The sequence below is a fragment of the Bacillus sp. FSL M8-0350 genome (assembly GCF_038593345.1).
GTDB lineage: Bacteria > Bacillota > Bacilli > Bacillales > Bacillaceae > Bacillus > Bacillus safensis.
The window spans coordinates 2525218-2551805 of sequence record NZ_CP151985.1; the positions used below are offsets into that span (position 1 = coordinate 2525218).

28 protein-coding genes and 1 other annotated feature are annotated in these 26588 nt (G+C 42.6%); of the genes, 6 read left to right on the forward strand and 22 right to left on the reverse strand.

From position 1 onward, the window contains the following. The first annotated feature begins 438 nt into the window (after window positions 1-438). A complete protein-coding gene (locus tag NSS80_RS13275) occupies window positions 439-786 on the forward strand; it encodes an Ig-like domain-containing protein (protein ID WP_041118089.1) in 348 nt (115 codons plus the stop codon). Between the two features lie 52 nt (window positions 787-838). Here NSS80_RS13275 and udk read toward each other — a convergent pair whose 3' ends face one another. From udk to NSS80_RS13340, 13 genes are all read right to left on the reverse strand, one after another. After that, window positions 839-1471 (reverse strand): uridine kinase, encoded by a 633-nt coding sequence (udk, locus tag NSS80_RS13280; RefSeq protein ID WP_024423106.1) that lies wholly within the window; start codon window positions 1469-1471, stop codon window positions 839-841. Window positions 1472-1478: 7 nt separating this feature from the next. Beyond that, entirely contained in the window at window positions 1479-2747 is a 1269-nt protein-coding gene (locus NSS80_RS13285) for a U32 family peptidase (RefSeq protein WP_024423107.1), read from the reverse strand. Between the two features lie 20 nt (window positions 2748-2767). Next, window positions 2768-3697, reverse strand: coding sequence for a peptidase U32 family protein (locus NSS80_RS13290; protein ID WP_317221915.1), 930 nt, complete (start codon window positions 3695-3697; stop codon window positions 2768-2770). Beyond that, on the reverse strand, window positions 3694-4359 hold the full coding sequence (locus NSS80_RS13295; RefSeq protein WP_024423109.1) for an O-methyltransferase: 666 nt from the start codon (window positions 4357-4359) through the stop codon (window positions 3694-3696). Before NSS80_RS13295 ends, NSS80_RS13290 begins: the two co-directional genes overlap by 4 nt. Before the next feature lie 211 nt (window positions 4360-4570). Next, window positions 4571-5653: an endolytic transglycosylase MltG gene (gene mltG / locus NSS80_RS13300; RefSeq protein WP_041118095.1), complete on the reverse strand. Its 1083-nt coding sequence runs from the start codon at window positions 5651-5653 to the stop codon at window positions 4571-4573. Between the two features lie 73 nt (window positions 5654-5726). Continuing rightward, window positions 5727-6815, reverse strand: coding sequence for an acetyl-CoA C-acyltransferase (locus NSS80_RS13305; RefSeq protein WP_317221914.1), 1089 nt, complete (start codon window positions 6813-6815; stop codon window positions 5727-5729). Next, the gene (locus tag NSS80_RS13310; RefSeq protein WP_317222535.1) at window positions 6803-8263 is read right to left on the reverse strand and encodes an acyl-CoA synthetase; all 1461 of its coding nucleotides are present in this window, start codon (window positions 8261-8263) and stop codon (window positions 6803-6805) included. Before NSS80_RS13310 ends, NSS80_RS13305 begins: the two co-directional genes overlap by 13 nt. Next, a complete protein-coding gene (locus NSS80_RS13315) occupies window positions 8263-8829 on the reverse strand; it encodes a biotin transporter BioY (RefSeq protein ID WP_041107025.1) in 567 nt (188 codons plus the stop codon). Before NSS80_RS13315 ends, NSS80_RS13310 begins: the two co-directional genes overlap by 1 nt. Window positions 8830-8983: 154 nt before the next feature. Then, a complete protein-coding gene (locus NSS80_RS13320; RefSeq protein WP_024423112.1) occupies window positions 8984-9265 on the reverse strand; it encodes a DUF1292 domain-containing protein in 282 nt (93 codons plus the stop codon). Window positions 9266-9280: 15 nt separating this feature from the next. After that, entirely contained in the window at window positions 9281-9697 is a 417-nt protein-coding gene (ruvX, locus tag NSS80_RS13325) for a Holliday junction resolvase RuvX (RefSeq protein ID WP_025092420.1), read from the reverse strand. Between the two features lie 3 nt (window positions 9698-9700). Continuing rightward, window positions 9701-9967, reverse strand: a complete 267-nt coding sequence (locus NSS80_RS13330) for an IreB family regulatory phosphoprotein (RefSeq protein WP_008358522.1) — start codon at window positions 9965-9967, stop codon at window positions 9701-9703. An 89-nt stretch (window positions 9968-10056) separates the two neighbouring features. Next, window positions 10057-12693, reverse strand: a complete 2637-nt coding sequence (alaS, locus tag NSS80_RS13335; protein ID WP_317221913.1) for an alanine--tRNA ligase — start codon at window positions 12691-12693, stop codon at window positions 10057-10059. Between the two features lie 80 nt (window positions 12694-12773). Beyond that, window positions 12774-12981: a binding site (T-box leader), on the reverse strand. A 44-nt stretch (window positions 12982-13025) separates the two neighbouring features. Continuing rightward, window positions 13026-14090: an AI-2E family transporter gene (locus NSS80_RS13340; protein ID WP_024423115.1), complete on the reverse strand. Its 1065-nt coding sequence runs from the start codon at window positions 14088-14090 to the stop codon at window positions 13026-13028. Window positions 14091-14320: 230 nt separating this feature from the next. Between NSS80_RS13340 and NSS80_RS13345 the strand changes: the two genes are divergently transcribed. The 4 genes from NSS80_RS13345 to NSS80_RS13360 all read left to right on the forward strand — a co-directional run bounded on the left by NSS80_RS13345 (window position 14321) and on the right by NSS80_RS13360 (window position 17269). Further along, a complete protein-coding gene (locus NSS80_RS13345) occupies window positions 14321-15049 on the forward strand; it encodes an amino acid ABC transporter ATP-binding protein (protein ID WP_024423116.1) in 729 nt (242 codons plus the stop codon). 13 nt (window positions 15050-15062) lie between these two features. Then, window positions 15063-15872, forward strand: coding sequence for a transporter substrate-binding domain-containing protein (locus NSS80_RS13350; RefSeq protein WP_126681537.1), 810 nt, complete (start codon window positions 15063-15065; stop codon window positions 15870-15872). A gap of 77 nt (window positions 15873-15949) precedes the next feature. Further along, the gene (locus NSS80_RS13355) at window positions 15950-16603 is read left to right on the forward strand and encodes an amino acid ABC transporter permease (RefSeq protein WP_317221912.1); all 654 of its coding nucleotides are present in this window, start codon (window positions 15950-15952) and stop codon (window positions 16601-16603) included. Between the two features lie 15 nt (window positions 16604-16618). After that, window positions 16619-17269, forward strand: a complete 651-nt coding sequence (locus NSS80_RS13360; protein ID WP_024427867.1) for an amino acid ABC transporter permease — start codon at window positions 16619-16621, stop codon at window positions 17267-17269. Between the two features lie 103 nt (window positions 17270-17372). On the opposite strand, the gene NSS80_RS13365 is transcribed toward NSS80_RS13360, so the two are convergent. The 8 genes from NSS80_RS13365 to NSS80_RS13400 all read right to left on the reverse strand — a co-directional run bounded on the left by NSS80_RS13365 (window position 17373) and on the right by NSS80_RS13400 (window position 24232). Further along, entirely contained in the window at window positions 17373-17504 is a 132-nt protein-coding gene (locus tag NSS80_RS13365) for a YrzQ family protein (protein ID WP_003216198.1), read from the reverse strand. Window positions 17505-17524: 20 nt separating this feature from the next. Further along, complete coding sequence (locus NSS80_RS13370) at window positions 17525-17716, reverse strand: hypothetical protein (RefSeq protein ID WP_003216308.1); 192 nt, start codon at window positions 17714-17716, stop codon at window positions 17525-17527. A gap of 13 nt (window positions 17717-17729) precedes the next feature. Next, window positions 17730-18248, reverse strand: a complete 519-nt coding sequence (locus tag NSS80_RS13375) for a PRC-barrel domain-containing protein (RefSeq protein ID WP_052470355.1) — start codon at window positions 18246-18248, stop codon at window positions 17730-17732. 73 nt (window positions 18249-18321) lie between these two features. Then, window positions 18322-20706, reverse strand: coding sequence for an ATP-dependent RecD-like DNA helicase (locus NSS80_RS13380; RefSeq protein ID WP_317221911.1), 2385 nt, complete (start codon window positions 20704-20706; stop codon window positions 18322-18324). A 19-nt stretch (window positions 20707-20725) separates the two neighbouring features. Next, on the reverse strand, window positions 20726-21379 hold the full coding sequence (locus tag NSS80_RS13385; protein WP_034279920.1) for a tetratricopeptide repeat protein: 654 nt from the start codon (window positions 21377-21379) through the stop codon (window positions 20726-20728). Between the two features lie 59 nt (window positions 21380-21438). Continuing rightward, window positions 21439-22557 (reverse strand): tRNA 2-thiouridine(34) synthase MnmA, encoded by a 1119-nt coding sequence (gene mnmA, locus NSS80_RS13390; protein WP_024423123.1) that lies wholly within the window; start codon window positions 22555-22557, stop codon window positions 21439-21441. 94 nt (window positions 22558-22651) lie between these two features. Next, window positions 22652-23794 (reverse strand): cysteine desulfurase family protein, encoded by a 1143-nt coding sequence (locus NSS80_RS13395; protein WP_317221910.1) that lies wholly within the window; start codon window positions 23792-23794, stop codon window positions 22652-22654. Between the two features lie 18 nt (window positions 23795-23812). Further along, on the reverse strand, window positions 23813-24232 hold the full coding sequence (locus tag NSS80_RS13400; RefSeq protein WP_024423125.1) for an Rrf2 family transcriptional regulator: 420 nt from the start codon (window positions 24230-24232) through the stop codon (window positions 23813-23815). A gap of 208 nt (window positions 24233-24440) precedes the next feature. Here NSS80_RS13400 and NSS80_RS13405 point away from each other — a divergent pair, with 208 nt between their 5' ends. After that, a complete protein-coding gene (locus NSS80_RS13405; RefSeq protein ID WP_317221909.1) occupies window positions 24441-25706 on the forward strand; it encodes a replication-associated recombination protein A in 1266 nt (421 codons plus the stop codon). Window positions 25707-25739: 33 nt separating this feature from the next. On the opposite strand, the gene NSS80_RS13410 is transcribed toward NSS80_RS13405, so the two are convergent. After that, window positions 25740-26504: a tRNA threonylcarbamoyladenosine dehydratase gene (locus tag NSS80_RS13410; RefSeq protein ID WP_317221908.1), complete on the reverse strand. Its 765-nt coding sequence runs from the start codon at window positions 26502-26504 to the stop codon at window positions 25740-25742. Window positions 26505-26588 lie beyond the last annotated feature (84 nt).

Here is a 26588-nt window from a genome sequence, read left to right on the forward strand (position 1 = left end):
CGCAGCGGTCTAAAATCGCACAAACTGTGGAAAGGCACAGGAAGCTCCTGTACCTCGTTCGGCCATTTCGATCATATGTAGAAGAATAGCTTATCCATTCTCCATCTTCCAATACATAATATGGTCAGTGTACGATATGTCTATGCTATATTATTACAAAATTGCATTTTGATCAAGAATTGTTTGAAAATTTGTGATGATTTGTTTGTCGTTTTTTTAATATACTTTTTCAACTTCATTCTTTCGCTATGTGGTAGTGATTTCTCCATCTCTTCTTTTCTTCATTGTTTTCTTATCATATCAAACCCTTAAGATTTTTTCCGAGAATGCTGCTTTAATAAATGTTCACACACAATTAACAAATATTAACAAGGAAATATTTGGTTTTTGTTGAATTTTATCAATGCAAGACCAAATACATGCTAGGGAGTGTTTTAAATGAACATGAAGAAAACAATTGTTTCAGTTCTATCCATCTCTACCTTATCTTTTTCACTAATGGGCATGGCTTCCGCCAAAGAAACAGCGGATTTCACAGTCAATTATAGTTCTTCTGGATTTCAAACTTTAGATGTGATTTCGATTCAAGATTACAGTGTATCTTTAAGAGTTGGTGAGCAATACTCGGTCTATAATTCTGCAGCTACACGTTATTGGACAGATAAACAGAGTGTAGCTTCTGTTAGCTCTAATGGAATAGTGACCGCTCATTCACCTGGCAAAGCCACTATCACTCTTTATAAAGGGACGTCTGTCTTAGGACAAGTTTTCGTGACTGTTTATTAATATGATGCTGAAAAGACCTTTACAATGTAAAGGTCTTTTTCTTCTCCACCATTTACTCTGCTCGGTTTTGAAGAATCGTTTGAATTTTTGTCACCATTAAGTCGATCGCCACATGGTTTTGGCCGCCTTCTGGGATGATGATATCGGCGTATCGTTTCGTTGGTTCAATGAATTGATTATGCATCGGTCTGACAACAGATACATATTGTTCAATCACAGAATCGATCGACCGGCCTCTTTCCTTCGTATCGCGTAAAATACGGCGGATGATGCGAAGGTCTGCATCTGTATCAACATACAGTTTAATATCCATTAAATCTCTCAAACGTTCGTCTTCGAGCGCAAAGATACCTTCAACGATAATGACATCCTTCGGCTCAACATGAACCGTCTCTTCTGAACGTGTGTTTAGTTTAAAATCATATATTGGTTTTTCAATGGATTCATACCTTAAGAGCTGTTCCAAATGCTCAAACATCAGGTCATTGTCGAATGCAAGCGGATGATCATAGTTCGTGAGCAGGCGCTCTTCAAATGGCATATGACTTTGATTTTTGTAATATAAATCTTGCTGAAGCATGAGGATGGAATGTCCTTTAAATTTTTCATAGATCGAATTGGTGACGCTCGTTTTACCTGAACCCGAGCCGCCAGCAATACCAATGACAACTGGTTTACTCCTCATGTGGCTGTTATTTCCCCTTTCTCATCATGTTGCTAGGGTATACTTTTTGATCAAGCTTGAATTTGACGATTTGCAGCGGATGACGAGCAGCATCTAGTTCATTTCCTTTTTCATCCCAAATCGTTTCAATTTTGCATGTGAAATTCTCAATTTCTGGTCCGAAGAATTCGACTTCGTCGCCTTGCTTAAAGAAGTTACGCTGCTGCAATGTCACGATTTGTTCTTTTTCATCATAATGAAGAACAAGACCTGCGAAATCAAATGTCGTTTTCTTTCCATGGATGCCAAACATTTGTTCATCTGTTCCTGGTACGCCTTCGAAAAAGGCTGGTGCTGTGTCACGGTTTGCACATTTATCTAATTCATCTAACCATTCCTGCTGAATGACAAAATTGTCTGGATCTGCACAATACGCATCAATGACTTTGCGGTATACACTTACAACAGTGGCAACATAATGAATGGATTTCATCCGTCCCTCGATTTTTAAGCTGTCAATTCCCATTTCGATCATTTGAGGAATGGATTCAACAAGCTTCAAATCTTTTGGACTCATTGCAAATGGCGCATCTTCCTCACCAAATAAAGGCGCTTCCTCAGACCCTTCTAGTTTATAAAGATCATAATCCCAGCGGCAGGACTGGCAGCAGCCTCCGCGGTTAGAATCTCTTGCCGTCATATGGTTACTGAGCACGCAGCGGCCAGAGTATGCGATACACATCGCACCGTGAATGAATGTTTCGATTTCAATATCGACCTTTTCTTTCATTTCTCTAATTTCTAGCGCACTAGTTTCACGTGCGAGCACCACACGCTCAAGCCCTTCTTCCTTCCAAAACTGAACAGCTTTCCAATTTGAAAGAGATTGCTGTGTGCTTAAATGGACTTCAAGCTTCGGTGCAACACGTTTACATGTTTCAATGATCAGTGGATCAGCTACAATAATGCCTGCTACTCCAGCGCCTTCAATCCCTTGAAGGTATTCCTCCAGCCCGTCCATGTTTTCATTGTGGGCAAAGATATTCGTTGTCACATAAATACGTGCGCCATATTTGTTTGCAAATGCGACGCCTTCTGCCATTTCTTCAATTGAAAAGTTATCTGCATTTGAGCGAAGTCCAAATTCTTTCCCGCCAATAAAGACAGCGTCAGCTCCGTAATGTACAGCAATTTTCAGCTTTTCCAAGTTCCCTGCGGGTGCAAGCAGTTCTGGTTTTTTTGTAATGACACGTTTCCCATCAATCATTTCAGAAATACCATCTTTCAATAATGCCATTTCCTCTGCCTCCTCTTATATTAATAAACCGTTTCTTTAAAGAAGAATCCTGTATCAATCGAACGATTCACTGGCTGAATCTCTTCAATCCGCTTCACCCAGTCTTCTTTCTGATCTTCATACGCGTCTTTGTCAGTCGTTAGTAAATCAATTGCTTTTCTATAAAGTGATGTCACCTCTGTCATATAAGAAAGTGACTTTAAAATTCCGTCAATTTTAAATGAGTCAATGCCTGCGTCAACAAACTCTTCTAATTCGTCAATCATACACACATCATTTGGACTCATAATATGTGTCCCGTTTGCATCCTCGAAAATAGGGTATTTGTTTTGACGTTCTTTGTCATGCAGGAATAGCCCTTCCTCCATATTTCTGCCTACGACGTCCATTTGTTTGCCCTGGTATTCAAAGTAGTTGCCGATGAGCGTACGTTTCGATTGAAACATACATGTCATGCCATGGACTTGAATTTCAATCTCCACCTCAGCATTTTCTTTGATGTCAATCACACTGTCCATATTCAGCTCTTTTGCAAGAACAGCACGCGATGCGCCTTTTCTGCCCCAGTAGTTACAAGTGTAATAGTTGGTCCCAGTCGTTTCTGTACTCCAGTGAAGATTCAGGCTCACCCCTGTTTCCTTTGCCGCCATGATCACGGCTGGGTCTCCAAAGACGACGCCGTCCACGCTTAATGAATCGAGAAAGGTTAAATAATCTCCAAGCAGCTGCACGCGGTCATTATGAAAAATCGCATTCATCGCCACATACACTTTTTTGTGATGGGCATGTGCAAGTTCTACCGTTTGTTTCACATCTTCTCTTGAAAACTCACCTGCAAGACGAATACCGTATGTTTGTTCGCCTATTAAGAATGCATCAGCCCCTGCCTCAATTAATGGCAGTACATCTGACACGCTGCTTGGCGTCACAAGCAATTCTGGTTTCTTCATGATTGGTCACCTCTTTTTGTACTAATGGCGATCCCGTCTCCAACGGGAATAATGCACGTTTGGAAATCCGGGTTTGACATGAGCCATTGATTGTATCGATCAATTTTTCCAATTAATTGTTTTTTTCGTTTATCTTCAATTTCTTCTTCATAATTTGTCGCCACTAAGCCTTTGAATAATACATTGTCTGTAATGATCATTCCGTCATGAGCGAGCATCGGTTCAAACAGCTCAAAAAAACGCTTGTACTGCCCTTTTGCAGCATCAATAAAAATCACGTCATAGGGCGCCATCGTTTGGACCGTTTTAGCCGATTCCATCGCATCACCAAAAAACACGTGTATTCTTTCTTTTAACTTTAATTCCTCAATGTTCCGCGTCGCTTCTTCATAGCGCTTTGCATTGCGCTCAATCGTATAAATCTCAGCATCTGGAAGAGCTGTTGCCATTCGAATTGCTGAATAGCCAATCGCTGTCCCGACCTCAAGAATTTTCTTCGGCTGTTTCATCGAAAGCAGCTGCAATAAAAGCTCGATGCTCACCTTTTCCATAATTGGTACATGATGCTCTTTTGCATAGATCTCTAATTGAGCGATTGCATCAGGACTTGGGTGAATTAAATGTTCAATATAATCATTTATTCGATCATCTTCGATAGTCATTATTTGTCTAGCTCCTTCATGACCTGAAAAAGAAGAGTCCTGCCTATTGCAGCTCTCTTTCTCGTCAATCTTTCGTTCATCTAAGTAAAAACAACCCGATATATTTTACCACAAAGAAGTGGCAATTGCGAACCTATAAAATGGAGATTCCAACGAAAAAAACTGCAGGCAATCTCGTATTGTCTACAGTCTTTTTCGATTCACTTGTCCATTAATTGCTGCCTGTGATGTATTTCGCTTTTGCTTTATTATGCTCATTTAACGTTTTCGTAAATACGACCTCTCCATTTTTCTTCGCAAGGAAGTAAACGTAATCCGTTTTCTCTGGATGCAGTGCGGCTTTCCAAGAAGATTCACCAGCATTTGCAATAGGTCCAGGCGGCAGCCCTTTGTTGTTATACGTGTTATAAGGAGATTTCACTTTTAGGTCTTTGTAATACACGCGGGATTTATGCTCACCAAGTGCATAAAGAACGGTTGGATCAGTTTGAAGCGGCATGTCCTTTTTCAACCGGTTATAGAATACACTTGAGATTTTTGCCCGATCTGTCTTTTCTGTTGCTTCCATTTCAATCAGTGATGCCATCGTTAACACATCATGTATGGACATGTTTCTCTTTTTCATGTCTTTTTCATACGTTTTCACGTATTGATCTGTTTGTTTAATCATCGTTTCAATGATCGTTTCGAGCGATTCATCCTCACGATAAAATGGATACGTAGCAGGGAATAAATAACCCTCCAACGGATGTTTCACCTGTTTTCCATTCACCTGTGATGTCACGGTTTTCGGATATTTTTTCATTAGTGTTTGAATAAAATCAGGATCATCCAGCTTCGCTTCAACTTCCTTCGCTGAAAAATTCGTCTGATTTGCAATAATGGCTGCAATATCAGACAGCTGTCTTCCCTCTGGAATCACAAGCTGAAAGGCGTAATCTGTCCCGCCAGATGTCAGCTTTTTGATCAGCGTGTCTGCGTCCATTGTTTGTTTTAAATGAAAATATCCCGCTTTAAAGCCGGACGCCTTTTTGTATTTTGCATAATAAGTAAAAATCGCGTCATTCGAAATGAGCCCATTATCTTTTAAAATGCCTGCAATTTCGCGGACAGATGTCCCATTTGGAATATGAATATTAATGGTTTGTTTACTTTTTTGATCGACCGGTCCGAGTGCTGATTTAACATATAAAAAGCCTGATAATGCTGCAATGATGATGACAGCAAGGACAGATAACAGGACGATCCCCATTTTTCTTTTGAAGAATGGTCGTTTCTTTTGTTCTGAAAACATGCATGGCCCTCCTCACATCTAGCTTTTATAGTACATGATTCGACGGAGTTCGGCAATTCCTTGCTTATGCATGTCATGACAGAACTTGACATAACACGGCTAAACCAATGCCGCCACCACTTCCAATAGCAGCCATGACATAGCTTCCATTCGGTAAGGCGCGCCTTTCATAAAATAATCTCACCATCATAGCAGCTCCTGACGCGCTGTAAGGATGCCCAAGGCAAAGTGCACCGCCTCTTCTATTGATCCGGTCATATGGTATCCCCAGCGTCCGGGCAATAAGTGCAGCTTTCAGCGCAAACGCTTCATTGATTTCAAATAACGCCACTTCCTCTGCCTTGATGTTCTCTTGATGTAAAAGCTTCTTGATCGCATCAATTGGTGAAGCAGCTGGAAAATGAGGATGTATCGCTGTCACAGCACTTCCGGCATACCGTAGCATCACCTTATATCCACTTGCTTCCGCTAGCGATCTTTCCATCACAGCGACGGCGGCTGCTCCGTCTGCTTCCTTACAGCTATTGGCGGCGGTCACAGTTCCTTTTCCCGGTAAAAATACAGGCTTTGCCCGCTTGATCAGCTTTGCCATTGGTCTTATTTTAGCAGCCGCTTCATCTATGTTCATCCCGTCAATCGAAACGATTTCTTCTGAATATGTACCATGTGTGAATGCTGCTAAACTTCTTTCCCAGCTTAAAAGGGCATAGTCATCTTGTTCTTTTCTCGTGACAGAAAATGCCGACGCGGTCAGCTCTGCTGCTTCTCCCATATGCGGATCTCCTATCCGCTCCGGTGAAAAGCGTGCTCTCTCTTTCATTGGTGAGCTGGAAATGCTCTCAGTCCCGCCAGCGATATACATCGTGCCCTCCCCCGATTGAACCATGACGCAAGCTGTTCGGATCGCTTCAAGACCCGAGGCACACTGCCTGTCAATTGTCATACCGGGAACGTGTAAAGGAAGACCTGCTTCTAATGAGGACAGACGGGCCATATTTCCACCGCCTCCGACGACATTGCCTAATATGACGTCATCCGGCGTCCTCATCTGAGACAAATGCCGAATAAGGGGAGCGGCTAATTGCTCTGGGCGATAATTTTTCAGCATCCCATTTTTATCACCGAAGGGTGTTCGTTTTGCTTCTACGATCACTGCTTGCATGACAATTGCTCCTCCGCCCACTTTTTTATGCTCGCGCGGGCTATTTTTCCGCCGGATGTTTCAATCATTTGATCAATCACAAGCCATTTTTTTGGTACCTTGTAGGCCGCCAGTTTTTCTTTAACAGCTTGTCGAACCGCCTTTATTTGCGGCTCTTGCTCCAGTATGGCAACAGGGATTTCACCCCAATATGGGTCAGGAACGCCAACCACAATCGACCGTTTGACCTCTGGCTGTTCATTTAGCACACGCTCAATTTCCTCTGGGAAAATATTCAGTCCTCCATAGACAATCATGCCATTCTCACGACCGCTCATATACAGATAACCGTCTTCATCCAGCCATCCCATATCGTAAACTGTCAGCCACTCCTCCGGCGGTTTCTGCTCATGCAAGTAACCTGAAAACGTCATTGGGCTCTTCACATAAATCCTCCCTGTTTCATTTGGCTGGCAGACAGATTGATCGGGCCGCCTTACTTCTACTTGAATGGAGGAAAAAGGCTGTCCAACAGAAGAAGGTTTTTGCAAAAAGTCATTTGAAGACAAATAAGAGACAAAACTTAACTCTGATGTGCCATAAAAATCAAAAAAAGTGACATGTGGATAGTTGGTGACGAGCTGTTCTTTTGAAGAGATGCTCCAATCTGCTCCCGATGACATGACAAGAAGCGGATTGTCTTCTCTAAAAGCTTCGATTTGCAGTAACGTTTCTGTCATTGTTGGGACAGTATACATTACGGTGATATCACCTGTCTCTAAGGCTTTCTTCGCTTTTACTGGCACAAATTTTTCTAAAAGCGTCACTGTGCCGCCAAAGTATAATGTACTGATGGCACCATATAAAAAGTGAGAGGATAAAAGTGTACCTAATATAAGAGCATGATCTTGATGAGTGATTCCAAATGAAGCGGTGGTCATTCGAAAGCTCTCGATCCAAGACTGCTGACGCCTAATAAAGGCTTTCGGTGAGCCTGTTGATCCTGACGTAAATCCCATATAAAAGACAGGATCCTTCTCGGTATCGCAGCTGTTATCTGGACTGTCTGTGAGAAGGCTCATTCTTTCCTTCCATTCAGATAAAGAAATAATCGGTATGTCTACGCTGCTTTGTTCAAATCTTTTCATCAATCGATCCTCTATAATGGCGAGATCCGCCTCACTTAACAAGAGCTTTTCAACACATTCTTCATGACTCCATCTCGGATCAAGCGGAACGGCTGTCCACCCTGCACAAGCAGCGCCCGCAAATATTTGCAAAAAAGAAGCACCATTTGATAATAAAAAAGCGATTCTTTTTTGCTGATGAGCCGTTCCTTGTAACCACTGTGCTGATCTCTGTACACGTTCGTACCAATCTTGATATGTAATGCTTTCTTGCTCATCTATGATGGCAATCTGATCTGGTTTCATTTCTGCATGTACTGCATAGCTTTCCGTTATTCTGATCAAACCGCACGCCTCCCTTTATGCAGATCCCTTTTTCGATATGACATGGCCTGTATGATTTTGACCGTAAAGACAGCACACATTCCCGCTTTGATGAGATCACCTGGAAGATAAATCAAACTAAGGAAAGCGGCCTGCGACACCTTAATATGCATCATCATGGCTTGAAAGGGGATGCCGCACATATATAAAATCACAATACTGCAAACCGCATAGATCACAAAAAGACGCAGTGCGGTTACTTTTTTCAGCCGGTTCACCCATAAGCTGATCATGAAGGCAGCAACAGGATAAGCAAGAAGAAAACCACCGCTTGGACCAAAGAAGACCCCTATCCCGCCTCTCCCGCCTGACAAAAGAGGTGCGCCTGCTGCCACAACCAAAAGAAAAAGACATAAACTGATCAGTGCTTGTTTTGGCTTTAACAGCCCCCCAGCAAGCAAAAGACCTGCGGTTTGCAATGTAATCGGTACAGGTGTAAATGTAAGTAAAATCGGCGGGATCAAGCCTAACATCCCGATGACCGCTGTCATTAACGCTATTTGCATCATATCTTGTATTTTCAATCTCCATGCCCCTCACTCAATTTATTGTTAAAAACAGAGTAAAAGGTACAATTCATTATGTCAACATAAAATAAAATTAAGTTAACATATTGATCGTAAAAAAAGACCTGTGAAGAAAGATCAAGAAGATCTGTTCACAGGCCTTTTATTTGTTCTATTCTTCGTCTTCTTGATCTAAGAACGTATTTAACGTTTCTTCAATCATGTCCCATTCTTCATCTGTTTCAATCGGCTCTAGCTCGCCATCTTCACCGTCTTCATTCGGTGTAAAGCTTGATGCATGAATTTCAATTTCCTCATTGTCTTGTTCAGAAATTGGGTAGTAAAGGACATACGATTTGTTAAAATGGTCGCTTTCAAAAGTAAATAGTACTTCGCAAAGCTGTTCATTTCCATTATCATCAACGATTGTAATTTGCTTTTCTCCGTGTTCCATTTGATTCACCTCATTTTAATTTAAGCTGTCTAAATATCCTTGCAGGATCATGACAGCCGCCATTTTATCAATGACTTTTTTACGCTTTTGTCTGCTCACATCTGCAGAGATGAGCATTTTTTCCGCTGCCATTGTTGACAGACGCTCGTCCCAAAGCACAACAGGAACATTGTACGTGTTTTCTAGCACTTTCGCAAATGATTGGCTGGCTTCGCCTCTAGGACCGACCGTACCGTTCATATTTTTTGGAAAGCCAAGTACAATTTTATCCGCTCCGTATTCCGCTATGATCTCAGACAGGCGGCTGAGACCAAAGTCTCCGCCTGCTTCATCAATTTTAATTGTTTCAACCCCTTGCGCTGTCCATCCCATTTCATCACTGATCGCAACACCAAGGGTTTTCGTGCCTAAATCTAAGCCCAAAATTCTCATGTTTTACGCCTCTTTATGTGTCTCTAAGTACGATTTAACCAATTCCTCAATTAATTCGTCTCGTTCTAGTTTACGAATTAGGTTGCGTGCATCCTGATGTCTTGGAATATAAGCAGGGTCGCCTGACAGCAAGTATCCGACAATTTGATTGATCGGGTTGTATCCTTTTTCTTGGAGTGCGTCATGAACTGTAATGAGCACTTCATTCACATTGGTTTCAGCTGAATCATCAGAGAAGTTAAACTTCATTGTCTTATCAAATGAACTCACTGCTTCTTGCACCTCTCTTCCAACATTCTACTAGCAAGCTTTTTTCTAACCGCTCATCTAATACCATTATTCTACACTACATTGCCTGATTATAAAACGGATTTGACAGATTCTTCGACAGTTGCCAGTGCTTCTTCAAGCTTTTCTGGTTGTTTTCCGCCTGCTTGTGCCATGTCTGGACGTCCGCCTCCGCCTCCGCCGCAGATTTCAGCTGCCTGCTTCACAAGCTTCCCTGCATGCAGACCTTTTTCGATCACGTCTTTTGTTACTCCTGCTGAAATGTTTACTTTTCCGTTTTGAACGGCTCCCAGGACGATGACAGCTGATCCTAATTTAGCTTTTAAGTCATCAACCATTGTTCTTAAATGGTTCATGTCTTTAGCATTTACTTTTTCAGTTAATACTTTCACTCCGCCAACTTCTGTCACTTTCTCTAAAATAGAGCCAGCTTCTGCTTGGCTTAATTTCGCAAGGAGAGATTCGTTTTCTCTTTGAGCCTCTTTTAAATCTGCCTGTAATGAAGCAATCCGTTTTGGTACATCCTTCGTATTTGACTTCAGCTCACTTGCTGCCTGTTCTAAAATCGCCAGCTGGTCATTTAATTCTTCATAAGCGCCTTTACCAGTCACAGCTTCAATACGGCGTGTTCCAGCACCAATACCCGACTCAGATGCAATTTTAAACAAACCGATTTCCGCAGTGTTTTGCACGTGACAGCCGCCGCATAGCTCGATGCTGTAATCGCCCACTTGGACAACACGGACAATATCGCCATACTTCTCGCCAAAGAGCGCCATTGCACCCATTTCTTTTGCTTCAGCAATTGGTTTCAGGTCAATGGCAACAGAGATGCCTTCCCAAATTTTTTCGTTGACGATTTTTTCAATTTGAGACAATTCTTCTTTCGTCACTTGTCCAAAGTGAGAGAAATCAAAGCGAAGTCTGTTTTCATTTACCAATGAACCTGCTTGGTTTACGTGGCTTCCTAATACATCTTTGAGCGCCTGATGCAGAAGGTGTGTCGCTGTATGGTTTTTGACAATCCCTTTTCGAAGAGCTGATTCCACTTCAGCAGTGACCTCGAGACCTTTTTGAGCCGTACCGCTTACAACGACTCCTTCATGGACATGCTGACCGTTTGGCGCTTTTTTCACATCTTTGATCTCAATGATGGCTTCTGCACTTTTTAGTGTTCCTTTATCCGCTACTTGTCCGCCGCTTTCCGCATAGAAAGGTGTTTCATCTAACAAGATTTGCACCGTGTCTCCTTCATGTGCTTCCGAGACAATTTCACCATTTTGAAGCAATTCGATAATGCGAGTATCCGCAGTTAAATTTTCGTAGCCAACAAAGGTACTTTCCACTTTAATATCGCCTAATGCGCCGCCTTGAACCTGCATACTGCCGACATCTTGTCTCGCATTTCTTGCCCGTTCACGCTGCTTCTCCATTTCCGCTTGAAAGCCTTCTCGATCAACTGTCATGTTCTCATCTTCTGCATATTCTTCTGTCAGCTCGACAGGGAATCCATACGTGTCATACAGCTTAAATACATCTTCACCTGAAATCTGTGAGCTTCCTTTGTCTCTTTCTTTTTTAATCACTTCTGACAAAATAGCTAACCCTTCGTTCAGTGTTTCGTGGAAACGTTCCTCTTCGTTTTTGATGACTTTCGCAATAAATTCTTCTTTTGCTTGTACATCTGGGTAGAAATCCTTCATGATCTCAGCAACAACTGGCACTAGATCATACATAAACGGACGGTGGATATGGATCGTTTTTGCATAACGCACAGCGCGGCGCAGCAAACGTCTTAATACATATCCGCGGCCTTCATTGGAAGGAAGTGCTCCGTCACTTACAGCAAAGGCAACTGTCCGGATGTGGTCAGCAATGACTTTGAATGCTGTATCCTTTTCCTTTGTTTCGCCATAGCTTTCTCCAGAAATGGTCTCAACTGCACGAATAATTGGCATAAATAGGTCTGTATCGAAGTTCGTTGGCACATTTTGAATGACAGATACCATTCGTTCAAGGCCCATCCCTGTATCAATGTTTTTCTTCGGCAGTGGGGTGTATGATCCATCTGGATTATGGTTGAATTCAGAGAACACGAGATTCCATACTTCTAGATAACGCTCGTTTTCTCCGCCTGGATATAGTTCTGGATCGTTCATATCGTCACCGTATGATTCACCGCGGTCATAGAAAATTTCTGTATTCGGTCCGCTTGGGCCCTCGCCAATATCCCAGAAGTTGCCTTCAAGACGGATAATACGTTCTTCAGGCACACCAATTTTATCTCTCCAAAGGATATATGCTTCTTCGTCCTCTGGATGGACTGTCACAGATAACAAATTCGGATCAAAGCCAATCCACTCTTCACTTGTGAGGAATTCCCACGCCCATTCAATGGCCTCTTCTTTAAAATAATCACCAATAGAGAAGTTGCCAAGCATTTCAAAGAACGTGTGATGACGTGCTGTCTTCCCTACATTTTCAATATCATTCGTACGAATCGATTTCTGCGCGTTGCAAATACGCGGATTGTCAGGTACAACGCGGCCATCAAAGTATTTTTTTAATGTTGCCACCCCACTGTTGATCCATAAAAGTGTCGGATCGTCATGCGGTACAAGTGACGCACTCGGTTCTACAGCATGTCCTTTTTCTTTAAAAAAGTCTAAAAACATTTGACGTACTTGAGCTGAAGTTAAAGTTTTCATTCAAAAATCCTCCCTTATCATTCATCAATCTCCACACAAACGAAAAAACATCCCGCCCTATGCAAGCACAAAACGACTTACACAGGGACGAGATGTTCTCGCGGTACCACCCTGATTATAGACAAATTCGTCTATCACCTTCACATCCGATAACGCCGGAAGAGAGCGGCAGTGTTTATCTGCACTCGGGACTAGCTTCCGTTAAAGGTCTGATAAGGCTTTTCTCAGCAAATAAAGCCTCTCTCTGCAACAGCTTTTTAACGTACTCGGGTCCGTCATTGAATTTCAATATGTATGAATCGAAATTATTATAGACAACTCGGCTCGTCTTGTCAATGAACGCTTCGTCTCATCAGGATATATTGCACAATGATCACCCTGATAATCGCAGCTGCTGGTACAGCTAAAATCATCCCAATTAAGCCAAACAGCTCCCCTCCTGCAAGCAAGACAAGCATAATGACGACAGGATGCATATGAAGACTTCGTCCTACAATGATCGGGCTGAGGACATTGCTCTCTAAAAATTGCAGCACCGCTACTGTGATCAATACGATGATGACCGATTTCACCGAAATGGTAAACGCAATAAAGATGGCAGGCACTGCGCCAATTATCGGTCCAAAATACGGAATCACGTTCGTTGCTCCTATCAGCATGCCAAGAACGAGCGGATACGGGATATGAAAAAGCCAAAGCACAATGGCTGCTGCACCCCCGATTAAAGAACAGACAAGCAGCTGCCCTCGAATATAATCACCAAGCGATTCATCCACTGCTTTCACAAAGGCATGCCCCCTCTTCCTAAATGACGGCGGCGTTAAATACCATGCCGCCCGTTTCATCGTATTCATGTCTTTTACCATATAAAAAACAAGAAAAGGGATGAGTGCTGCAACTAATGCGTAATCAAATAAAACTTTACAGCTAAGAATCATCCGCTCAGCGCTATTGGCTGCATATGTCTCCGATTGAACAATGAAGCGGTCCAAGCGGTCATGAAGTCCGTCAGGCCAGTGGCTCGTATGATGATGAATATGTGACAAAGCGCCATTATACGTTTCAGCGATGACAGGAATTTGTTCTGACAGCTCATTTAACTGTGCGATCATAACAGGCGCTCCTTTATATACCGCAAAACCAATCCCGCCAAAAAACAGGACATAGATGAGTAAGAGACTGACTGTTCTCGGCAGCCCTCGTGCATGCAGTCTTTCAACAATCGGATAAAGCAGATAAGAAATAAAAATAGCGATGAGAAGCGGAATGAGAACCGCCTTCAGCAATAAAAAAACAGGCATCCATAACTCGTCGAGCTGCAGTAAAATGAGCAAGGATGCAAGGACAAGCAGGACCCCTGCAGCATATATTAGAAATTGGATCGGACGTTTCTTCACCTTTTTCACCTCTTTTCTTATTGTTTAACCATCTTCTGCAATTATCCACGTAAATAAAATTTGTCCTAACTTTGTTAAAAATGAATACACATGAAACATACAGCTCCATCCAAAGTCACTGTTTGCTGTAAAATCTCGTCAGAAAATATTCCATCATTTACTTCTTTTTACACAAGTTGTGCTAGAATCCACTTTAGCTTTAGCCAATGAAACACAAGAGGAGGTTCTTCATGATCACATTCGAAGAAGTCAACAAGCATTATGGCCAGTTCCATGTACTTAAGGACATTAACCTACATATTCAAAAAGGGGAGGTTGTTGTGATCATCGGTCCTTCAGGGTCTGGTAAAAGCACGATGCTCAGGTGTATCAATCGTCTTGAAAGCATTGATGCGGGAAAAGTTCTCGTCAACCAAGTGTCTGTTCAGCATCCGAAGACCAACATCAATCTTGTCAGGCAAAATATCGGAATGGTCTTTCAGCATTTTCACCTCTATCCGCATAAGACGGTGCTTGAAAACATTATGCTTGCGCCGATGAAGGTCAAAAAAGTGAGCAAAGAAGAAGCAAAGGAAACAGCTGAATTTTATTTAAATAAAGTCGGCATTCCTGAAAAGGCAGACACCTACCCTTCACGACTCTCGGGCGGACAGCAGCAGCGCGTTGCCATTGCAAGAGGGCTTGCGATGAAGCCAGAGGTGATGCTTTTCGACGAACCGACATCTGCACTTGATCCAGAGATGATCGGCGAGGTATTAGATGTGATGAAGCAGCTGGCTCGTGAAGGCATGACCATGGTTGTCGTCACACATGAGATGGGCTTTGCCCGCGAAGTGGCTGACCGTATTGTCTTTATTGATGAAGGCAGAATTCTTGAAGAATCAACACCGGCTGCATTTTATGAAAAACCGCAAGAGAAACGTGCTCAATTATTTTTAAGCCGTATATTAAATCACTAGGGGGAATGGTTTGATGAAAAAAATGAAACGCTTTGGCCTGCTGCTCTTTATGACTTGCTGCATCGCCGCTTTGGCTGCTTGTGGATCTACTGAAAAAGGCTCAACTGATGCAAAACAAGGAAGTTCTTTAGAAACCATTAAGAAAGACAAAAAAATCATTTTCGGTGTAAAAAATGACACACGTTTATTCGGTTTAAAAAATCCGAGCAGCGGTGATATTGAAGGATTTGATATTGACATTGCAAAAGCCATTACAAAGGAAATACTTGGCGATGAAGGAAAAGCAGAATTTAAGGAAGTGACATCTAAAACAAGAATTCCTTTGCTTCAAAAAGGGGATATCCATGCGATTGTTGCGACCATGACAATTACAGAAGAGCGTAAAAAAGAAGTCAATTTCTCAGATGTATACTTTGAAGCAGGACAATCACTGCTTGTGAAAAAAGGAAGCGACATTCAATCCATTGATGATCTTAAAAAAGGAACGAAGGTGCTGGCCGTGAAAGGCTCCACTTCTTCTCAAAATATCCGTGAGAAAGCACCTGAAGCATCCGTATTAGAATTTGAGAACTATCAGGAGGCTTTTACAGCATTAAAATCAAATCAAGGGCAAGTGCTGACAACTGATAATGCGATCTTATTTGGTATGGCAGATGAGGATTCAAATTACGAAGTGGTCGGCGGCACCTTTACAGATGAGCCTTATGGCATTGCTGTGAAAAAAGGAGATCAAGAATTAACAGATGCGATCAATAAAGCCTTAAAAACGTTAAAAGACAATGGAGAGTATGACAAGATTCTTAAAAAATGGATCAAAGAATAGCATTTGATTCGTCAAGATCAATGCCTCAGGTGAGCCGCTCCTTGGCTCCCCTGTTGATCAGGAAGGAAGTGAACTGATTGCTGCGGTTTTCCATTCTCACTGAAAACGTTCATCTTTATTTAGAAGGCTTTAAATATACCATTGGTGCAAGTGTCATTGCTCTGATTGGAAGCTTTTTGATCGGTACACTCATTGCCATTATGAGAATTGCGCCACTCAGGCCGCTCAACTGGTTAGGGACGGCTTACGTGGAATTTATTCGGAATATTCCGTTATTATTGATCACCTTTGTTTTCTTCTTTGGTTTACCAGTGCTGGGTATAGTAGCAGATGGTTTGACTGCTGGAACGATCGCTCTTGCCATTTATACGTCTGCCTTTATTGCTGAAGCCATTCGTGCAGGGATACAAGCTGTGCCGCTTGGACAAATGGAAGCAGCCCGTGCTTCAGGTCTGTCATATGGCGGGACGATGCGGTATATCATTTTGCCGCAGGCGATTAAAATCGTCATTCCCCCTCTTGGGAATCAATTTATTAACCTTGTCAAAAACTCCTCTATTTTAGGTGTCATTGCAGGGTTTGATCTTATGTATCAGGGAGACCTCATTGCGTCTAGAACATTTGTGACGTTTGATGTCTACATCTTTGTCGCCATGTTCTATCTGCTATTAACCATTCCGCTCAGTCTAGGTGTTGGTTATTTAGAAAGAAGATTAGCAAGAAGCCACTAGAAAGGAGGAAACATCATGGATTTTATAGGTGCCTACCAGCCTGATCATCTCGCCTTTTTACTTGAAGGATTTGCTGTCACCTTAAAAGTGGCTTTTATTTCCATCATTTTGAGCTTTATCATTGGATTAGTCGTTGGCACATTGCGGTTCGCTCAAATTCCGGTTTTATCCAAAGTGCTTGCGGTTGTTGTAGAAACCATTCGGAACCTGCCGCTTTTACTGATCATCTTTTTCACATATTTTGCATTGCCTGAAATCGGCATCAAGCTGAGCATCACAGCCTCTGCTATTGCAGCTTTAACCGTGTTTGAATCTGCGATGCTGTCAGAAATTATTCGGAGCGGCCTTAAATCAATTGATAAGGGTCAGATCGAAGCAGCCAGGTCTTCTGGTTTAACCTATATTCAAACATTGAAAATGATTATTATGCCGCAGGCTCTGCGCCGAATGGTGCCGCCAATTGTCAGTCAATTCATATCCCTTTTAAAAGATACGTCGCTTGCTGTTGTCATTGCGCTTCCAGAATTATTACATCACGCACAAATATTAAATGGGCAAAGCCAATCCTATTTACTGCCGATATTCCTATTGGCAGCTATGATGTATTTTGTCGTCAATTTCAGCTTATCTATTCTTGCAAGACGATTAGAATACAGGCAGGCATAAAATGAACATCCGCTCTTGACGTATGCCTCAGCGTATAGACCGGTTTGCGATCACGCTGAAAAAAACAAAGGGCTAAAATGAAGATCATTTTAGCCCTTTTTGTTTACATCATTCTCATAACACGTTTTCTTAGCTTTTTCATATCCCGCTTTGATGGCATATCATATCGGCTTGCAAAGTGATATGCGAGTGCACCTGCACCAAGCGTTAATAGTGAAGAAGTCATTTTGCCCATTCGAAATTCCCCCTTAACACTTATAATTGAATTGAACGTTCATCGTCACTAAACAGATCATCTAAGCTGCTTAGTGTCCCGTCTTCCTCCACTTGGTGTGTAGATATTTTGCCTTTCGACAGTGTCAATTCAATAAAACAGCCCCAGCAATAATATTGATTGACCCCAATTTTTCCGATGTCTTTACATTTGCAATTTGGGCAAATGAGCATAATCAGCACCTCTTTACGTTCGGTTTAGAACCAGTGCTTCCTTTTGAACGTTCATCAAGGTTCCGGCAGCCTGCAGCTGTTTCCGAATCCCTGATAGCTCTGTAAAGAAGCCGTCCGAGAGTTCATATGCTACGATTGTGCCCGAATTTGAGCAAAAGTATACATCTTCCAAAATGCCTAAATTTTCACCATCAGGCGACTGCATCATTTTCTTTTTTAATTTTGAAAATAACAAGAATGGAGCAGTGGAATCCATGCCCACTCCCTCCTGACAGCTCACATACAAACCTTTATCTGTCAGCTGATCAAAAGCAGAGAATGGAACGAGTGCACAGTCTTTCTTTTTCCCCTCTAACACATATCCTCCGCAGCTGCCTCCGGCTAAAAAGCAAATATCTTTTATGGAACCAAGTGATTGGGACAGCTCATCTGTATAGATCGTCATTCCTTCAAGTTCTCGGCATGTTCTCAAAATGTGCTCAACCACCTTTTGCGGAACAGTCTTATCGTGTGCGTTTGCTTCATGACTCATACGAAGAAATGGCTTCCATGAACAGAATGGGAGAAGTTCTTTTCATACTAAAAGGCTTCCATATGGAAGCCTTCTACTCATGCATAAAATCAAATGGAGTGATTCCCTCCATGCCAATATTTGCGTCATGTACGCTAAACGGAAGCTCTTTTTGGAGCGCTTCAAGTTCTGCATCCATGATTTGTTCGGTTTGCACTAGCCGCATCGTTAAGGACGTTTGTCTAAGGGAATCCTCATTGTTTTTCACGCCCCACTCCAGCGCTGATTCCTCGCCGCACAGTATTAAAAACTTTTTACTGCGTGTAATGGCTGTGTACAGCAGATTCCGCCGAAGCATTCGGTAATAGCTTCTCACGACTGGCAGCACAACAATTGGGAATTCACTTCCTTGTGATTTGTGAATGGAGCAGCAATAAGCATGGGTAAATTGATGAAAATCCTTTTTTGTAAAGGTGATTTCATTCCCATCAAAGGAGATCACGGCCATGTCTTCTTTTTCTGTATTTTCTTTTGCATAAAAAATCGAGACAATTTCGCCGATATCGCCGTTAAAAATGTTGTTCTCCGGCTGATTCACAAGCTGAAGCACCTTATCACCTGTCCGGTACACCACATCACCAAACTGGATTTCTCTGCCTTTTGGTTTTTTAGGATTCAAAATGTGCTGCAGCATTTTGTTGAGCTCATTGATGCCTGCTTTTCCTTTATACATTGGTGCGAGCACTTGAATGTCCTTTGCCGAAAATCCTTTTTGAGCAGCATTGCTGACAACTTTCTCAATGACTTCTTTCATTTGATCAGCTGAACACCGAATGAAGGACCGATCCTTTGAGCGTGCAGTAATATCCTTTGGCAGCACACCATTTTTCATATCATGTGCCAGTTCAACAATGGTTGAGCCGTCTGCCTGCCGGTAAATATCTGTCAGGGTAACAGCCGGCACGGCTTTTGAGGCAAGCAAATCCCGTAAAACTTGACCTGGTCCGACAGATGGCAGCTGATGTTCATCTCCTACCATAATCACTTGGATATGATCAGGAATCGCTTTAAACAAATGATTCGCCAGCCAAATATCCAGCATACTTGATTCATCAATGATGACAAGCTTTCCTTCAATCGGCTGTTCCTCATCATGCGAGAAGCCCTCCGAACCGTTCCAGCCTAGCAGCCGGTGAATGGTGACAGCTGGAAGCCCTGTTGATTCTGTCATCCGTTTAGCCGCCCGTCCAGTTGGTGCCGCAAGCACAAATGGGAAGGATTCATCTTTTTTATAATCACTCGGATCAAGAGAAACACCGTGAAGATCACTGTAAAGCTCGACAATTCCTTTAATGACCGTCGTCTTCCCTGTTCCAGGCCCGCCTGTTAAAAGCAGCATCGGGGACATGAGTGCCTTTTGAATCGCTTCCTTTTGTGTCGGTGCATATTGGACGCCTAACCGCTCCTCCAGCTCACCAAGTGCTAGCAGGAATTCTGATTCAGGAAATTGATCTGCATATTCTGTTTGGGAGACGATTTTCTGAATGCGTTTGGCGACACTTTGCTCTGCATAAAATAAGGATGGATGATAGCAGCGGTCGTCTTCAATGATCATTTCTTTTCCTTCGCCAAGTGCAATGATCTGATTGGCAACATCCATTTCAGTCACTTTGTAATCATTGCCTGTTTGGTTGAGCAGCTTGCGGGTTTCGACGATCAAATCTTTCGTTTGTATGTACGTATGACCGTCCTGTAGACTGGCTGTCTCCACTGTATATAGCAAGGCGGCGCGAATCCGCTCTGGGTCATTACCTGAGATGCCTGTTCTAGCACCAAGCTCATCCGCCTTAATAAATCCGATTCCCTCGACATCCTTGACAAGCTGATAGGGATTTTCCTCGATTTTCTGCAGCGTTTCACTCTCATACACTTGGTAAATCTTCATGCTGAGCTGCGGACCAAAGCCATACTGATTCAGGCTGATCATGATTTGTTCCAGCCCTTGATGCTCCTGAAGCGCTGCGGCCAGCTTATCCGCCTTCTTTTTTGATAAGCGCGGTACATCATACAAAACAGCTGGGTCACGCATAATCTTATGGAGCGTCTGATTGCCAAGCTTCCCGACGATTTCTTCAGCCGTCTTTTTCCCTATCCCCTCAAATAAATCACTTGAAAGATAATGTATGATTCCTTGCTTCGTTGTTGGTACTTCCTTTTGAAAATGAGTGGCCTGAAACTGTTCACCAAATTTCGGATGGCTTGTCACTTTGCCATAAAAGGTGTAGGTTTCCTCCTCATGAAGTGCTGGGAAGTAGCCTGTGACAGATGCTGTTTTTTCCTCTAAGTTTTCCGATGTTTCAATGACTTTTACCTTTAACACCGAGTATAAATTACTTTCATTATGGAAAATAACGGCTTGAATGGTCCCCTTTAAAAACGGTTCGTCCTCAAGCTTCATTTGATCTGGATGTTCCTGCACAGGTCTTCCCTCCTTCCATCTATTCTGCCTCTTGAATCAGCTTTTGCGCATGTAGTGCCAGCATATGGTCAGGCTGCACGTCAATGGCTTTACCCAGCATCTCAAGTGCTTCGTCTTTTTTCTCTAAGTACGCATACGCAACACCTAAATTATAAAAGGCATCTGCATGCTGCGGATCACGCGTGATGACTTCACTAAAAGTTGTCACCGCTTCTTCCAGCATGTGTTCATTGGCTAAGCACATGCCAAATTGGAATCTTGCTTCATTATCTTCTTCATTTAGTTCAACGGCACGCTGAAGATACGGCATCGCAAGCTTTGGCTGCTCTAATTTGATGAGCGTCTGCCCGAGCATATAAAACAAATCACTATTTTCCATGCCGGCTTTTAGTGCTTGTTCAAAGTAGTCTTTTGCTTTCATAAAGTCTTCTTTTAACGTATACACATTTCCTGCTCCATAATAGGCTGCAGCTGCGGTATGATCAAGTTCAATTGCTTTCTGAAAAAAGTTTAAAGCGCGTTCAAATTCATTGATACTTGAAAGTAAGTTCGCAAAGTTAATATATGGAACCGGGTCCTTCGGGCTTTCTTCGATCGCTTTTGTAAAAGCTTCAGCTGCTTTTTCGATATTCCCTTGATTCAAGGCTTCTATGCCGATTTCGTTATAATTCATTCGCTCTCTCATCCTTTCATTAAAAAACCTCAACAGCGACGTTGAGGTTTTGAAACATGCTACACATACGACAGCTTTTGACCATCTTTGAAGACATCGTCAATTGTACCGCCGCCAAGACATTCGTCGCCATCATAAAAAACAACCGCTTGTCCCGGGGTAACAGCACGAACAGGTTCATCAAAGATAACCATCGCTTCTTGCTCACCTGTCATTTTGACCTTCACATGGTGATCTTCTTGACGGTATCTGAATTTTGCTGTGCAAGTTAATTCACCGTTTTCTCCGACAATATGAGGACGAGTCCAGCTGATATTAACAGCTGAAATGCTTTCAGAGTATAAAAGTGGATTGTGGAAGCCTTGTTCAACAAACAAGATGTTTTTCTCCAAGTCTTTTCCAACAACAAACCAAGGATCACCGCTGCCGCCAATGCCAAGTCCTTGGCGCTGACCGATCGTGTAATACATCAGTCCATCGTGCTCCCCTTTTACTTCTCCGTCCATTGTCTGCATCACACCAGGCTGTGCAGGCAAATATTGACTGAGGAACGTTTTAAAGTTTCTTTCTCCAATAAAGCAGATACCTGTTGAATCTTTTTTCGCTGCTGTTGCGAGCTCTGCTTCTTTTGCCAATTCACGAACCCTTTTTTTCTCTAAATCACCGATTGGGAACATGACTTTATCAAGTTGTTCCTGTGTCAGCTGATTTAAGAAATACGTTTGGTCTTTGTTTGCATCAAGACCTCGCAGCATTTTGACTTCATCACCAGTTCGATCAACACGAGCATAGTGTCCTGTTGCCAAATAATCCGCACCAAGTGAAAGTGCATGCTCAAGGAATGCCTTGAACTTAATTTCTTTGTTACACATGACATCTGGGTTTGGCGTTCTGCCCGCTTTATATTCATCAAGGAAATATTGAAACACTTTGTCCCAATATTGCTTCTCGAAATTCACTGCATAATAAGGGATTCCAATTTGGTTACATACGCGGATGACATCCTCATAGTCTTCCGTTGCTGTGCAAACACCATTTTCATCGGTGTCATCCCAATTTTTCATAAATATGCCGATGACATCATAGCCTTGCTCCTTTAACATAAGAGCGGCAACTGATGAATCGACTCCTCCGGACATACCGACCACAACTCTTGTATCTTCTGGTCTTTTTGTCATCTTCATCAACTCCAATTTCAATGAAACAACATGCGCGTTTCGTTCTTCAGGTGCTTCGCTGTTTCATTTTTCACACACGAACAAAAGGAAGCATTTATTTGGCTAGGCGTTTGACAACAGCCGCTATCTTATGTGCCGCCTGCTTCACATGATCCTCTTCATTCCCAAGACCGAAGCTTATTCTGACTGAGGATGTCAGCTCTTTTGCTTCTTCGCCATACATGGCGCTTAACACGTGCGAAGGAAGGACAGATCCAGCCGTACATGCCGATCCGCTTGAAACAGCAATTCCTTCCATATCTAAATTCACAAGTAGCGATTCAATGGAGACGCCCGGGAAATGAACATTTAAAATGTGCGGCAATGTCTCTTTCGAATGTCCATTGATAGAGAAATTGAGAGATTCCTCTTCGAATACTTGCAGCATGGTTTCTTTGAGCTTACCATAATGCATCGCTTTTTCTCTTCTATTTTGCTTCGTTAATTGAACAGCTTCTGCAAGCCCAACAATTCCTGCCACATTTTCAGTGCCGGCACGGCGCTTTCTTTCTTGTTCGCCTCCGAATATTTGCGGAGAAAGTTTCACGCCTTCGTTTACATATAAAAAACCTGTTCCCATCGGACCATTCAGCTTATGGCCAGAAGCAGATAAAAGATCAATATGGAGATCTGCTGTATCAATGGGCACTGTGCCAAACGCCTGCACTGCGTCTGTATGAAAATGAGCAGTGTGATCACGCAGAAGTTCGCCAATGGCTTTGATTGGCTGAATCACACCTGTTTCATTATTGCCGTACATGACGGTCACAAGAATCGTATCATCTCTCAATGCTTGATTTAATTGATCAAGATGAATCAATCCCGTTTCGTCCACATCTAAATATGTCACTTCAAATCCTAGTTTTTCTAGGCGTTCACATGTATGCAGCACCGCATGATGCTCTGTTTTCACTGTGATGATATGTTTTCCTTCATGCTGTCTTGCCATGGCAACACCTGTAATTGCCAGGTTGTCCGCCTCGGTTCCACCGCTTGTGAGGATGATCTCCTGCGGTTTACAGTGTAATTCTCCTGCAATGACTTCTCTTGCTTCATCGAGCCACTTTCTTGCCTCGCGCCCATATGAATGAATACTAGAGGGATTGCCAAATATCTCTGTAAAGTACGGCATCATCTTGTCCACAATACGCTGATCCATCGGCGTTGTGGCCGCATGATCTAAATAGATTCGTTCCATTTCCGGTACACCTCTGATCTAAATATAGAACATATACGAGTCTTGATCCCCGTCATCTGTGTAGCTTGCCAAGTCTTCAAGAGTTGTATTGTCTAGTACGTCTTTTACTGCATCACGAATACGAATCCATAGTTCACGCTTTGCTGGTTCTTCGTTTTCGATGACTTCAACAGGACTAATGGGTCCTTCTAATACACGAATAATATCACCTGCTGTGATCTCGTTTGGTTCATGTGCAAGAACATAGCCGCCATACGCTCCGCGGATACTTTTTACAAGACGGGCATTGCGGAGTGGTGATACAAGCTGCTCTAAATAATGCTCAGACAAATCATTGTTTTGAGCGATTGATTTTAATGATGTAGGGCCTTCGCCATGTTTTTTGGCTAATTCGATCATGATCGTCAGACCATATCTGCCTTTAGTTGATATTTTCAAGTTAAACACCTCTGCGTTTTCTATTCTATGTCATCAATTATTTTTCTGATTTCATATACGCTGATATATAGACCAAAAGCAATTATATCATACTTTCAGCCAACTTTCATTTACGGGTTCTGAGCATGATAGAAGGGCGAATCCCTTTTCTATTTGAAGAAATTTCGGTACTCTATACAAACAAGACATTGCTATAGGAGAGATAATTATGAAACCTTTAGCGTACCGGATGCGCCCAAGTCATATTGAAGACATTATTGGGCAGGAGCATCTTGTTGGAGAAGGTCAAATTATTAGGCGAATGGTCGAGGCAAAACATTTATCCTCGATGATTTTATATGGACCGCCGGGCATCGGCAAAACATCGATTGCAACCGCGATTGCTGGCAGTACAAGCATTGCTTTTCGAACGCTGAATGCGGTCATTCATAACAAAAAGGATATGGAAGCTGTTGCCGCTGAAGCGAAAATGAGCGGCCAGGTGATCCTTATTTTAGACGAAGTCCACCGGCTTGATAAAGGAAAGCAGGATTTTCTTCTTCCTTATTTAGAAAATGGCATGATCATTTTAATTGGGGCAACAACGGCTAATCCCTATCATGCGATCAATCCTGCCATTCGAAGCCGGACACAAATATTCGAGCTGAAGCCGCTTGAAACAGAGCAAATCAAAGCTGCGTTAACAAGAGCCTTACAGGATGAACATCGCGGGCTTGGCGGCTATAAGGTGACAGTGGACGATGAAGCGATGAATCATTTTGCCAATGGATGCGGAGGAGACGTGCGTTCTGCTTTAAATGCACTCGAACTCGCTGTCTTATCGACAAAAGCTGATGAGACAGGGCATATCACAATCACTCTTGCCGCAGCAGAAGAATGTTTACAAAAAAAGAGCTTCTCACATGACAAGAATGGTGATGCTCATTATGATGTCCTCTCGGCTTTTCAAAAATCCATTAGGGGATCTGATACAGATGCGGCGCTGCATTACCTTGCCAGACTGATCGAAGCAGGAGACCTTGAAAGCATTACAAGGAGATTACTCGTGATGGCTTACGAGGACATTGGCTTAGCCAGTCCGCAGGCTGGCCCCCGCGTATTAAGCGCAGTACAAACAGCAGAAAGAGTCGGCTTCCCAGAAGCACGGATTCCCCTGGCGAACGCAGTGATTGAGCTGTGTCTTTCTCCTAAGTCTAATTCGGCATATAAGGCGATTGATGCGGCACTTGGTGACATTCGTACAGGGAAAATTGGAGAAGTTCCAGTTCATTTAAAAGATGCTCACTACAAAGGCGCCACAGCACTCGGAAGAGGCGTCGATTACTTATACCCGCATGATTACGAAAACGGCTGGGTGAAGCAGCAATATTTACCTGATCCGCTGAAAAACAAGCAATACTATGTACCGAAACAAACCGGAAAATTTGAAGGTGCATTGAAACAGGTCTATGAAAATTTAAAACGCCAGAAATAAAAAAAGCCCCCTGCATATTAGCAGGCGGGCTGTTTATTTATCCTTCACACGTGTAATTGGAATATCTTTTAAAAGCTTCATAATGACATGACCACCCATGATCAGCCCGGCAACAGACGGAACGAATGCATTGGATGATGGCGGCATTTGTGCCTTGCGAATCTTCGCTTCATCATTTCCAACTTCTTTTCTGACATCTTCACGAATAACAATCGGACTTTCATCAGAGAAAATGACTTCAATTCCTTTACAAATCCCTTCCTTACGCAGACGTGTTCTCACAACTTTTGCAATAGGATCGGTATGCGTTTTTGAAATATCATCAATTTTGAAGCGTGTCGGATCTGTTTTGTTCGCAGCTCCCATACTTGAAATGATGTTCACACCTCGTTTCAGACACTCTTTCATTAAATGAATTTTATAGTGAATGGTATCTGAGGCATCAATGACATAATCAAGCGGATACTCAAAAAATTGCTCGTATGTTTCCTCTGTATAAAACATCTTCAGCGCAACAACTTCACAATCTGGATTAATATCAGCGATTCTCGCCTGCATTAAGTCAACCTTTGGCTGGCCAACTGTTGATAGCAATGCTGGAAGCTGACGATTTACATTTGTAATATCAATATCATCTTTATCAACAAGAACAATACGGCCAACGCCTGAACGAGCGAGTGCCTCTACTGCGAATGAACCAACGCCGCCCACACCAAGCACTGCAACTGTACTGTTTTTTAGTATATTTAAGCCTTCCTTGCCAATGGCAAGCTCGTTTCTTGAAAACTGATGTAACAAGTGCCTCACTCCACCTTTATTTAAAATGAATCGAAAGAATCATATCATATTCAGACTTCTCCGTCATCCTTCTCTAAAAGAAAA